Raw genomic sequence first — 11995 nt, forward strand, 5'->3', positions numbered from 1 at the left:
CCGCGGCGTGCGGCTGATCAAGGGCAGCCACCTCGTCGTGCCGCGCTTGTACGAGGGCGATCACGCCTTCATGCTCCAGAACCCCGACCGGCGCATCGTCTTCACGGTGCCCTATGAGGGCAAGTTCACCCTGCTCGGCACCACCGACGAGCCGTGGGAGGGCGCGCCGGCCAAGGCGAGCATCAGCGACGGCGAGACCGATTACCTCCTCGACACCGCCAATCGCTATTTCACGCGATCGCTGACCAAAGCGGACATCGCCTGGAGCTATGCCGGCATCCGGCCGCTCTATGACGACAAGGCGGGCAGCGCCGCGGCGGTGACGCGCGACTATGTGCTCGACGTCGATACCGGCGCGGCACTGGGCGGCGCGCCGATGCTGAGCGTGTTCGGCGGCAAGATCACCACCTATCGCAAGCTTGCCGAGCAGGCGCTGGGCGAGCTGGCAGGGTTCTTCCCGGCGGCCGGCCCGGCGTGGACGGCGGGCGCGACGCTGCCCGGCGGTGCCATGACGGACTTCGACGCCTTCCTGCGCGAGCTGATCGCCAGCCGCCCCGACCTGCCGCCCGCGCTGCTCCGCCGCCTGGCGCGCGCCTATGGCACCGACACCGGCGCGCTGCTCGGCGAGGCGCGGACGGTCGCCGATCTCGGCGAGGATTTGGGCGGCGGGCTGACGGTCGCCGAGGTCGAGTGGCTGCGCGGCCGTGAATGGGCGCGCACCGCCGAGGATATCCTGTACCGGCGCAGCAAGCTCGGCCTGCATGTGCCGCCGGGCACTGCCGAGCGGCTGGACCACTACCTCGCCGACCGGAGCGTTCCGGCCCGGGCTGCCGCTTGACCGCATGGCGGAGAGCGCCGCCGCGATCGCCCGCCGCCACGCCCTGATCCTCGACACGGCGCGGCGGACGGGCCGGGTGACGGTGGAGACGCTTGCCGCCGACCTTGCGGTCACGCCGCAGACGATCCGGCGCGACCTGAACCTCCTCGCCCACCGCTCGATGCTGTCGCGGGTCCATGGCGGCGCGGTGGTCACCTCGGGCGTCGACAATCTCGACCGTGAGGCGCGGCGGCAGGTGGCGGCGGCGGCCAAGGCGGCGATCGGCGCGGCGGCGGCGGCTTTGGTGCCCAACGGGGCCAGCCTGTTCATCAACATCGGCACCACCACCGAGGCGATCGCGCGCGCGCTGGTCGACCACCGCGACCTGCTGGTGATCACCAACAACCTCAACGTCGTCGACATCCTTGCCGGCCGCCCGACGATCGAGGTGATCGCCGCCGGTGGCCGGGTGCGGCCCAGCGACCGTGCCGTGGTGGGCGCGCTGGCGATGGACTTCATCCGCAGGTTCAAGACCGATTATGCGCTGATCGGGGCTTCTGCGATCGATGAGGCGGGCACGCTGCTCGACTTCGACATCGACGAGGTGCGCGTCTCGCAGACGATCATCGCCCAGTCCCGCGCCGTCATCCTAGCCGCCGACCGGACCAAGGTCGGCCGCCGCGCGCCGGTGCGGATCGGCGAAATGACGCAGGTCGGTCACTTCGTTACCGATGTTATGGAGAGCGCGGCACTGACGGTGGCGTGTGCTGCAGCGGGCGTTCATGTCGTCGAGGCGGGTGAATAACTGGCCGGACCAATCTGGACAGGCCAGCATCCGCCGCCTAGAAAAACGCCGACGCCGTACAGGGCGCGAGGGGATGGCGTTGCGGATCAGGAACCTGCGCTGGTGGATCGTGGCGCTGATCTGCGCCGGCACCGTCGCCAACTATCTCGCGCGCAACTCGCTGGGGGTGCTCGCGCCGACGCTCAAGGCGTCGCTGCACATGAGCACGCAGCAATACAGCTATGTCGTCGGCGCGTTCCAGCTTGCCTATACGGTCATGCAGCCGATCGCCGGCGCGTTGATCGACCGCTTTGGCCTGCGCGTTGGCTTCGCGCTGTTCGGCGTCGCCTGGTCGCTCGCCAACATGCTCCACGCCTTTGCCGTCGGCTGGGTCAGTCTCGCCTGTTTTCGGGGGTTGCTCGGCCTCGCCGAAGCCGCCGCGATACCCTCGGGCATCAAGGCGGTGGCCGAGTGGTTCCCGGCGCGCGAGCGGTCGGTAGCGGTCGGCTGGTTCAACGCGGGCACGTCGCTCGGCGCGCTGATCGCGCCCCCCGTGGTGGCCGCCGTCGCGATCTGGGCCGACTGGCGCTGGGCGTTCATCGTCACCGGCGCGGTGGGGCTGGTCTGGGCGGCGGCGTGGTATGCCTGCTATCGGACGCCGGAGACGCACCCGTCGATCACCGCCGAAGAGCGAGCGATGATCGCCACCGATCGGCCGTCGACCGCGACCAGGCGGGTAGCGGCGCGCGAGATCCTCGGCTCGCAGCGCTTCTGGGTGATCGCGGTGCCACGCTTCCTGTCCGAGCCGGCGTGGCAGACGTTCAGCTTCTGGATTCCGCTCTACCTCGCCACCGAGCGCGGCATGGACCTGAAGCAGATCGCGCTGTTCGCCTGGCTGCCCTTCCTCGCCGCCGACGCGGGCGGCATCCTTGGCGGCTATCTGTCGCCCTGGCTGATGCGGCGCGGGGTGGCGCTGATCCCGTCGCGGGTCGCCGGCATCACGCTGGGCGCGGTGCTGATGATCGCGCCTGGCTGCATCGGCTTGGCCGCCAGCCCCTATACCGCGATCGCGCTGTTCTGCGTCGGTGGCTTCGCGCATCAGATGCTGTCGGGGCTGATCAACACGCTGTCCGCCGACGTGTTCGCGCCTGCCGAGGTCGGCACCGCCAACGGTTTCATCGGCCAGGCGGGGTGGATCGGCGGGCTGCTCTTCTCGCTGCTGATCGGTCAGTTGGCCGACCGGTTCGGCTATACGCCGCTGTTTGCGCTGCTCGGCGTGTTCGACCTGATCGGCGCTGCCGTGCTGATCGTCTTCATCGGCAAGCTGACCGTGCCGCCCGTTCCCGCTCCGGAGCTTGCCCGATGAGACGCGCCTCGCTCTCCAACCCGCCGCTGTTCGCGGTCACCGACCGCCAGCACGGCCGGGTGACGCTGGCCGCCGACACCGGCGCGGTCGCTCACCTACTCGTGCTGGAGCAAGACATCGTCCGCCTGCTCCTCCTCGCGACCGGTGAGGTGGCCAGCCCGCCGAGTTGGGCGATCGCGCCGGGCGCAGATGACATCACCGAGCCCGGCCGCGATCGGCTCGACGTCGCCGGCTTCGCCTGCCCCGACTTCGCCTGCGCGGAAGCGGCGGGCGTGCTGACGATCGAGACGGCGCGGCTGCGGCTGACCGTCCGGCTCCACGGCCTGCACTGCACCTGGGAGCAGCGCGCCGGTGACCGCTGGGTGGCGATGGCCGCTAATCGCCCGACTCAGGCCTATGACTTCGGCTGGTGGGACGGGCGCGCGCACCATTACATGGCGCGGCGGCCGGGCGAGCGCTTCTACGGCCTCGGCGACCGCGCCGGCGACAGCGACCGCGCCGGCCGCCGCTTCCGCCTGACCAATGTCGACCCGATGGGCTATGACGCGGAGCATAGCGACCCGCTCTACAAGTCGATCCCCTACCTGCTCGTCGCCGACGAGGCGGGCCGCTGCCACGGCACCTTCTACGACAGCGTCGCCGACGTCACCGTCGATCTGGGCCGCGAGCTCGACAATTACCACGGCCTCTACCGCCACGTCGTCGCCGACGCGGGCGACCTGGACCTGTGGATGATCGCCGGCCCCGACCCGCTCGCGGTGACGCGCCGCTTCACCTGGCTGACCGGCCGGCCGGCGCTGATGCCGCGCTGGTCGCTCGGCTATTCTGGCTCGACGATGAGCTACACCGACGCGCCCGACGCGGCGGTGCAGATGGCAAGCTTCCTTGATCAGTGCGAGCGCCACGACATCGGCTGCACCTCGTTCCACCTGTCGTCGGGCTACACCTCGATCGGCGACAAGCGCTACGTGTTCCACTGGAACCGCGACAAGTTCCCCGACCCCGCCGGCTTCGTCGCCACCTATGCCGATGCCGGGGTGCGGCTGGTCCCCAACATCAAGCCGGCGCTGCTGCGCAGCCACCCCCGCTATGACGAAGTCGCCGCCGCCGGCCTGTTCGTCGCCGACGCCGAGGGCCAGCCGATCGAGGCGCAGTTCTGGGACGAGGTCGGCAGCTATCTCGACTTCACCAACCCCGAAGCGGCGCGCTGGTGGCGCGAACAGGTGGCGGCGGCGCTGCTCGACCAGGGCATCGAGGCGACGTGGAACGACAACAACGAATATGAGCTATGGGACGCGCGCGCCCGCGTCGCTGGCTTCGGCAAGGGTCGGCCGGCCGCCGCGCTGCGCCCGGTCCAGCCGCTGCTGATGACCCGCGCCTCGCGCCAGGCGCAGCTGGCGGCGCGCCCCGACCAGCGGCCCTATGTGGTGACCCGCTCGGGCATGGCCGGGCTGCAGCGCTATGCCCAGACCTGGGGCGGCGACAACCGCACCGACTGGAAGACGATCCGCTACAATGCGCGCCAGTCGATCGGCCTCGCCCTCTCGGGCGTGTCGAACAGCGGCCACGACATTGGCGGCTTCTCGGGCCCCGCGCCCTCGCCCGAACTGCTGGTGCGCTGGGTGCAGGCGGGGGTGCTGATGCCACGCTTCAGCATCCACAGCTGGAACGACGACCGCACCGTCAACGAGCCGTGGATGTACCCGGAGGCGATCCCCGCGATCCGCCGGCTGATGGCGCTGCGCCAGACGCTGGTGCCGTTCCTGTACGACCTGCTCCATCGCTATCACACCGAATGCGAGCCGATGGTGCGACCGACCTGGCTCGATTTTCCGGACGACACGGCCGCGTGGGCGGAGAGCGACGATCATCTGCTCGGGTCGGACCTGCTGGTGGCGCTGGTCGTCGAGCCAGGCGCGATGACCCGCACGGTGCGCCCGCCCGTGGGTGCGGACTGGGTGGACGTCTGGTCGGGCCGGCGCGTCACTGGCGGCGAGAGCGTCGTGCTCGACGCGCCGCTCGACGGGCCGCCGCCGCTGCTGGCGCGCGCCGGTTCGGCGATGCTGGTCGACCTGGCGCGTGGCGGCTGGCGGCCGGAGCCCTATCGGCGCGGCATCTGGCTGTTTCCGCCCGCCACCGGCGACATCGCCTGGAGCGCGGTGGAGGATGCCGGCGACGGCGATGGCCCCATCGACCGTTGGCATGTGTCGGGACGGGCGGATGCCGAGCGGATCGACCTCCAGGTGCGGCGGGACGGGCCGGGCAGCTGGGGCGATGACAGCATCGCGGTGCTGCTCCCCCCCGGCGAGACCCGGCGTCTGACGATCAACGGCGGAGTGGGCGAGGCGATGACGCACGCGGGACGCGCCGGCGTGTCGCTGACCCTGGATTAGCGTCCGCGGTCAGACCGAGACGCGCCGCGCCAGCGCGTTGCGCTTGACCTCAAGCTCCGCCTTGGCGCGCTCCATCGTGTCAAGCTCCGTCGCCTGGAGCAGCCCCTCGATCACGCGCGCAAGATGGTCGCGCATCGCCAGCCGCGCCGCCGCTGGGTCGCGTTCGCGCAGCGCCTTGAGGATGACGAGGTGCTCGTCGATGCGCGGCTGGACGCCGGCGCTGCGCGCGCGCTCCAGCATGAGCGCGCACAGCGGCGAGATGTAGCGCGCGTCCCACAGCTGCTCGACCACGCCCGCGATCGCCGAGTTCTGGGTGGCGCGCGCGATCACCAGGTGGAACTCGCGATCGGCATGCTCGCCGCTCACCTGCTCCTGATTCTCGCGATCCATGTCGCCGATCAGCGCCTCCAGCCGGGCGAGGTCGGCGTCGGTGATCGACAGGGCGGCCAGCGCCGCGGTCTCGCCCTCGAACAGCCGGCGCGCCTCGGTCAGCTCGAACGCGCCGATGTCGAGGCCGAGCGGCAGCGCGTCGGCAGGCGGGTTGTCGACCACATAGATGCCCGAACCGTGGCGCGAGCGGACCAGGCCGGTCACCTCCAGCGCGATCAGCGCCTCCCGGATCGTCGGCCGGCTGACTTTGTGCTCGTCGGCAAGCTCGCGTTCCGACGCGATGCGCTGCCCCGGCCGGTAGTCGCCGCGCTGGATCGCGCCCGCGATCGCCGCCGCCGCCTGCTGATAGAGCTTGCGGCCGTCCGAGGGGAAGATCGACGATGCGGGACGAAGTGGCCTGATCAATGTCTCACCTATCGGCAATGATCTCGATCTATCTCGCCGGCCACCATTGCGCAATCGCGATAGCCGACACGGGTCGCTTGCTATTGGTCTGGCCAGTTGGTAAGCGGCCAGACCAACGTCGACGGGGATCGGCGGATCAGGAGAGGGAATGATCATGCAGGCACTTCGCGCAACAGTCGGCGTCTCGGCGCTCGCTTTGTCGCTGCTGGCGAGCACCGCCTATGCTCAGAGCGCCGGGCAAGCGACCTCGACCAACACCGATCCCGCCGCCACCATCCCGCCGGGCCAGCTGACCGACCAGAGCCAGGGCGCTCCCGGCGGTCCCACCTCCGCCGTCGACAGCGCCACCACGTCGGGCGACATCATCGTCACCGCCAACAAGCGCGCCGAGAACGTCCAGCGTGTGCCGCTCGCCGTGTCGGTGGTCGCTCCGGCGCAGCTCGCCGCCGCGGGCGTGCGCAATTTCACCGATATCGGTAAGGTGTCGCCCTCGCTGGTCGTACGCCCCGCCGAGCAGCCGCAGAACTCCAACGTGTCGTTGCGCGGCGTCGGCACCTTCGCGTTCGGTATCGGCGTTGAGTCGAGCGTTGCGGTGCTGGTCGACGAGGTGCCGCTGCCGTTCCAGGCGCGCGCCTTCACCGACCTGCCCGACGTCGAGCGGATCGAGGTGCTGCGCGGGCCGCAGAGCACCCTCTATGGCAAGTCGGCCTCGGCCGGCCTGATCAACATCATTACGCGCTCGCCGACCAAGGAGTTGCGGGTGAGCGCCAACGCCGTCGTCACCACCGACGACGAGCATGGCGGCAACTTCAGCATCTCCGGGCCGATCTCGCCGACGCTGGGCTATGTCGTCTCGGCCGCGTACAACAAGTGGGACGGCAACGTCCGCAACCTGTTCGACAACAAGAAGGATAATGGCCGTGAGTCGGTCAATGTCCGCGGCAAGCTGCGCTGGACGCCGACCGACACCTCGTCGGTGACGCTGTCGGTCAACTACGTCAACGGCAACACCACGGTCGGGCGACCGTTCGTCAACGTCGCGCCCGGCGCGCTGCTGCGCGGGCAGGCCGGCCAGACCCCGGCCGTCGTCTTCCCCGGCGTGACCACCGGCCCCAACAACCAGAACATCAGCAACAATTTCGACTCGCGCACCCGCTACGAGGGCGGCGGCGGCTATCTGCGCACCGAGCTGGAGGTCGGCGGTGGTCTCAACCTCATCACCGTGACCTCTTACGACCGCTTCCACCTCGACGATTACCTCGATCAGGACGACACGTCGGCAACGGTCAACAACGGCAACAACAACCAGGTCGGCGCGTTCAACTCCGAGCAGATCACCAACGAGGTTCGGCTGCAATCGGCGAGCGACAAGCCGTTCCGGTATACCGTCGGCACCTATTTCGCGAACCTGATGTTCAATCGGCCGTTCGTGCGCGGGCCGTATTTCTCGATCGCCAACTGGTTCGCCACTGCCAAGCAGCGCCAGGTCGCCGGCTTCGCGCAGGTCGATTGGGAGATCGTCCCCAAGCTGACCCTGACCGGCGGCGGCCGCGTCCAGAACGAGGTGGTGAGCTACACCTATCTCGACCGCGCCGCCAACAACGCCTATTTCCAAGGCAGCGCGCAGGACACCGCCGGCACCTACAAGGCCAGCGCCCGCTATGAGTTCACCCCCGATATCAACGTCTTCGTCACCCGCGCCACCGGCTACAAGGGGCAGACCTACGACCTGACCACCGGCTTCAACGCCAACCGCGCTGCCGCCGGCCCGATCCGGCCCGAGCGCTCGCGCGATTGGGAGTTGGGCGTCCGCTCGCAGTTCTTCGACCGGCGGCTGACTGCCAACGTCACGCTGTTCACCACCGACTACACCAACCTGCAGGCGCAGACGATCGAGACGCTGGCGGACGGCACGTCGAACTACCGGCTGACCAATGTCGGCGGCCTGCGCACGCGCGGCGTCGAGTTCGAGACCTCGGCACGGCTCGGCAACGACGTCAATGTCGGCGGCTCCGTGACCTATCTCGACGCGAAATATACCGACTTCCCGGTCTCGCAATGCTACCCGCTGCAGACGGTGGCACAGGGCTGCACCGGCAATCCGCTGCGCCAGAACGTCACCGGGATGCGGGTCGCCCAGGCCCCCGAGTGGAAGTTCAACGTCAGCGGCGACTATTCGCCGTCGCTCGGCGGCCATCTGCGCGGGATCGCGCAGGCGAACTGGCAGTATCAGAGCAGCGTCAACTATCAGATCGACGATCCGCAGACCTTCCAGAAGGCGTTCCACATTGTCAATCTGGGGCTCGGCGTGCGCGACCAGGATCGCAAGTGGGAGATCGTCGGCTTCGTCAACAATGTGTTCGACCAGCAATATTTCCCGTCGCTGGTCAACACCGCCGGCAATTTCGGCGGTACCGTCGCCAACCAGGTCACCGCGACCCAGGCGATCTTGCCGCGCGATTTCAGGCGCTATGGCGGCGTCCGGGTGGCAGTGAACTTCTAGGCGCCACGCCGCGGCACGCCGCGTATCGACGTTCGGGGATCGGCCAGCCGCATGACGATGATGACCCAGACGATGCGCTGGTTCGGCCCCGGCGACCCGGTGTCGCTGCGCGACATCCGGCAGGCCGGGGCGAGCGAGGTCGTCACCGCGCTGCACGAGATCGCCAATGGCGACGTCTGGCCGCTGGAAGAGATCGCGGCGCGGCGTGCGGCGATCGAGGCGGCCGGGCTCGGCTGGACGGTGGTGGAGAGCCTGCCGGTCCATGAGGACGTCAAGCGGCGCGGTCCGGACTGGGACCGGCTGGTCGATGCCTATCGCGACAGCCTGCGCAACCTTGCGGCGGGCGGGATCGGCGTTGTCACCTACAACTTCATGCCGCTGCTGGACTGGACGCGGACCGACCTTGCCTGGCCGCTGCCCGACGGTGCGCTGGCGCTGCGCTTCGAGCTGGAGGCGGTGGCGGCGTTTGACCTGCATCTGCTGTGCCGCCCCGATGCGGAGCGCGACTATGCGCCGTCGGTCGTCGCCGCTGCCGAGCGCCGCTTCGCCGGGATGGACGAGGCGGCGCGCCACCTCTTGGAGCGCACCGTCCTCGCCGGCCTGCCCGGCAGCGAGGACAGCTTCACCGTTGATCGCTTCCGGCAGGCGATCGCGACCTATGCCGGCACCGATGCCGAGCGGCTGCGCGGCAACCACATCGCGTTTCTGGAAGCGGTGTGCCCGCTCGCCGACGAGCTGGGGGTGCGGCTGGTGGTCCATCCCGACGATCCCCCGTTCCCGATCTTCGGCCTGCCGCGGGTGGTCAGCACCGAGGAGGACGTGGCGTCGCTGTTCCGGCAAGTGCCAAACGCCTCCAACGGCCTCTGCCTGTGCACCGGCTCGTTTGGGGTGCGGGCTGACAACGACCTGCCGGGCATGGTCGAGCGGCTGGGCGACCGGATCGGCTTCCTCCATCTGCGCTCGGTGCAGCGCGAGCCCAATGGGGCTTTCCACGAAGCGGCGCATCTGGAAGGCGACGCGGCGATGCCGGCGGTGATGGCGGCGGTGCACGACCTTCAGCAGCGCGAGCGCCGCTCGATCCCGATGCGGCCGGATCATGGCCATCAGATGCTGGACGACCTGACCAAGCGGACCAATCCCGGCTATTCGCTGCTGGGGCGGATGCGCGGGCTGGCCGAGCTGCGCGGGCTGGAACGCGGGCTCGCCTATGCGCGGGAGAGGACATGACCAGGGTAGGAGCGTCGATGATCGTGCCGTCCTGGCTGCGGGGTATCGCCGCCGTCCTAGCGCTCGTGCTGTCGCCAGCCCTGGCCGCCCAGGAGGTGCCACCCCGACCCACCCCGCTACTGGTCGCCGCCGACCTGCGCGACGGCATCGACCTGTCCGGGCCATGGCACTACTCGATCGATCCCTTCCGCTCGGGGCTGGCCAGTTTCCATGGCGAGGCCCCCGACATCGGCCAGCAGCGCTGGCGTGAGGTCGACGTCCGCGCGGCGATGGCGAAGGACAGCCGCGTCCTCTACGAGTTCGACCTCGCCCGCTCGCCGCTGACCACCTTGCCGTCGTCCTGGCTGACCGAGGCGCCCGAGCTGCGCCATTACCAGGGGCTGATGTGGTATCAGCGGACCTTCGCGGCACCGGCGGCGCGGCACGGCCGCTATTTCCTGCGCTTCGGTGCCGCCAACTATGCGACGCGGGTCTATCTCAACGGGCAGGAGGTCGGGCGGCACGAGGGCGGCTTTACCCCGTTCGCGTTCGACGTGACGAAGCGGCTGCGCGACGGCGAGAACCAGATCACCGTCGGCGTCGACTCCGAGGCGAGCGAGGCGACGGTGCCGCCGCCCGTCACCGATTGGGAGAATTACGGCGGCATCACCCGCGCGGTCCGCCTGATCGGCGTGCCGGACACCTATGTCGACGACGCCTGGGTACGGCTGACGCGCGATGGCCGGCTGGCGGTCGATGTCCATCTCGACGGCGAGCAGGCGGCGAAACGCCCGGTGCGCCTGATCGTCGCCGCGCTCGGTCTCGACCGGGCGGGCGTCACCGACGCGCATGGCGACTGGCACCTGGCGATGACCGCGCCGCGCGCGCTGGTCCGCTGGTCGCCCGAGCACCCGCGCCTCTACGACGTCGCCATCACCACCGGCGACGATCGCTGGCACGACCGGATAGGCTTTCGCACGATCGCGGTGCGCGGGCGCGACATCCTGCTCAACGGCAAGCCGATCTTCCTGCGCGGCATCTCGATGCACGAGGAGGAGCTTGGGGCGGAGCCGACGCGGGCGATGACCCCCGCCGCCGCGCGCGCGCTCCTCACCGAGATCAAGGACGGGCTGCACGGCAACTATGTCCGCCTCGCCCATTATCCGCATTCGGAGGTGACGCTGCGCCTCGCCGACGAGATGGGCCTGCTCGTCTGGAGCGAGGTGCCGGTCTATTGGCGGGTGGCCTGGTCCAACCCCGATACGTTGGCGCGGGCGCGGACGATGCTGGCGGAGAATATCGGGCGCGACCGCAACCGCGCCGCGGTGGTGATCTGGAGCGTCGCCAACGAAACGCCGGTGACCGATGCGCGCAATGCCTTCCTGCGTACGCTCGTCGCCGATGTCCGCCGCCTCGACGACACCCGCCTGGTCAGCGCGGCGCTGCTGGTCGAGCGGTCGGACAATGCGGGCCATCCGGTGATGACGCTGGCCGATCCGCTTGCCGACGTGCTCGATGTGATGGCGATCAACACCTATAATGGCTGGTACACCACCGACCGCCTGGCCGACCTGCCGGCGAGCGAGTGGCACGTGCCCGCCGACAAGCCGCTGGTCTTCTCCGAATTCGGTGCCGATGCGCGGGCCGGCTTCCACGATCCGGCGAACGGCCAGAAGTTCTCGGAGGAGTTCCAGGCCGATTACTACCGCGCGACGCTGACGATGGCCGACACGCTGCCGACCCTGCGCGGCATGTCGCCCTGGATCCTCAAGGACTTCCGCTCGCCGCGCCGGCAGAACCCCGAGTTCCAGCAGGGCTGGAACCGCAAGGGGCTGATCTCCGAGACCGGCGAGCGCAAGGCGGCGTTCGGCGTCCTCGCGGACTATTATGCTGCCAGGAGTGCCCGATGACCACCTTGAGCGTGGAAGAGGTGATGGCGCTGGCTCCGGTGATCCCGGTGCTCGTCATCGACCGGCTGGAGGACGCGGTGCCGATCGCGACGGCGCTGGTGGCAGGAGGATTGCGCGCGCTGGAGATCACGCTGCGCACGCCGGTGGCGCTCGACGCGATCCGGCTGGTGGCGCAGGTGCCGGGCGCGGTGGTTGGTGCCGGCACCGTGCTGGGCGAGCGC

At 69.6% G+C, this 11995-nt stretch carries 8 protein-coding genes and 1 pseudogene; 8 read left to right on the forward strand and 1 reads right to left on the reverse strand.

The genetic code is table 11. The annotated features are described in order from the left end of the window. The 4 genes from HUU96_RS04285 to HUU96_RS04300 all read left to right on the forward strand — a co-directional run. Positions 1 to 838 (forward strand): glycerol-3-phosphate dehydrogenase C-terminal domain-containing protein (locus HUU96_RS04285; protein WP_174291620.1); only part of this gene is annotated, 838 nt, incomplete at its 5' end. After that, positions 762 to 1622 carry a DeoR/GlpR family DNA-binding transcription regulator gene (locus HUU96_RS04290; RefSeq protein ID WP_368039736.1) on the forward strand — a complete coding sequence of 287 codons (861 nt, stop codon included), beginning with the start codon at positions 762 to 764 and terminating at the stop codon, positions 1620 to 1622. The genes HUU96_RS04285 and HUU96_RS04290, both read left to right, overlap by 77 nt. A 73-nt stretch (positions 1623 to 1695) precedes the next feature. Then, positions 1696 to 2967: an MFS transporter gene (locus HUU96_RS04295; protein ID WP_174291621.1), complete on the forward strand. Its 1272-nt coding sequence runs from the start codon at positions 1696 to 1698 to the stop codon at positions 2965 to 2967. Then, positions 2964 to 5360 carry a glycoside hydrolase family 31 protein gene (locus tag HUU96_RS04300; protein WP_174291622.1) on the forward strand — a complete coding sequence of 799 codons (2397 nt, stop codon included), beginning with the start codon at positions 2964 to 2966 and terminating at the stop codon, positions 5358 to 5360. The genes HUU96_RS04295 and HUU96_RS04300 overlap by 4 nt, the downstream gene beginning before the upstream one ends. A 9-nt stretch (positions 5361 to 5369) precedes the next feature. Here the strand turns inward: HUU96_RS04300 and HUU96_RS04305 are convergent, their stop codons facing one another. Then, a complete protein-coding gene (locus HUU96_RS04305) occupies positions 5370 to 6155 on the reverse strand; it encodes a FadR/GntR family transcriptional regulator (RefSeq protein ID WP_254604980.1) in 786 nt (261 codons plus the stop codon). A 154-nt stretch (positions 6156 to 6309) separates the two neighbouring features. On the opposite strand from HUU96_RS04305, the gene HUU96_RS04310 reads away from it, so the two are divergent. The 4 genes and pseudogenes from HUU96_RS04310 to HUU96_RS04325 form a co-directional block, all read left to right on the forward strand. Then, a complete protein-coding gene (locus HUU96_RS04310) occupies positions 6310 to 8658 on the forward strand; it encodes a TonB-dependent receptor (protein WP_174291624.1) in 2349 nt (782 codons plus the stop codon). Between the two features lie 51 nt (positions 8659 to 8709). Further along, a complete protein-coding gene (gene uxuA / locus HUU96_RS04315; protein ID WP_174291625.1) occupies positions 8710 to 9885 on the forward strand; it encodes a mannonate dehydratase in 1176 nt (391 codons plus the stop codon). Next, positions 9882 to 11774: a glycoside hydrolase family 2 protein gene (locus HUU96_RS04320; RefSeq protein ID WP_254604982.1), complete on the forward strand. Its 1893-nt coding sequence runs from the start codon at positions 9882 to 9884 to the stop codon at positions 11772 to 11774. The genes uxuA and HUU96_RS04320 overlap by 4 nt, the downstream gene beginning before the upstream one ends. Continuing rightward, a pseudogene (locus HUU96_RS04325) lies at positions 11771 to 11995 on the forward strand (bifunctional 4-hydroxy-2-oxoglutarate aldolase/2-dehydro-3-deoxy-phosphogluconate aldolase); the annotation flags it as partial. The gene HUU96_RS04320 and the pseudogene HUU96_RS04325, both read left to right, overlap by 4 nt.

Source organism: Sphingomonas bacterium, assembly GCF_903644135.1.
GTDB lineage: Bacteria > Pseudomonadota > Alphaproteobacteria > Sphingomonadales > Sphingomonadaceae > Sphingomonas.

Coding starts and splice junctions, on each gene's coding strand:
- HUU96_RS04290 (WP_368039736.1), top strand. CDS start 762: ATGTGCCGCCGGGCACTGCCGAGCGGCTGGACCACTACCTCGCCGACC.
- uxuA (WP_174291625.1), top strand. CDS start 8,710: ATGACGATGATGACCCAGACGATGCGCTGGTTCGGCCCCGGCGACCCG.
- HUU96_RS04310 (WP_174291624.1), top strand. CDS start 6,310: ATGCAGGCACTTCGCGCAACAGTCGGCGTCTCGGCGCTCGCTTTGTCG.
- HUU96_RS04300 (WP_174291622.1), top strand. CDS start 2,964: ATGAGACGCGCCTCGCTCTCCAACCCGCCGCTGTTCGCGGTCACCGAC.
- HUU96_RS04320 (WP_254604982.1), top strand. CDS start 9,882: ATGACCAGGGTAGGAGCGTCGATGATCGTGCCGTCCTGGCTGCGGGGT.
- HUU96_RS04295 (WP_174291621.1), top strand. CDS start 1,696: ATGGCGTTGCGGATCAGGAACCTGCGCTGGTGGATCGTGGCGCTGATC.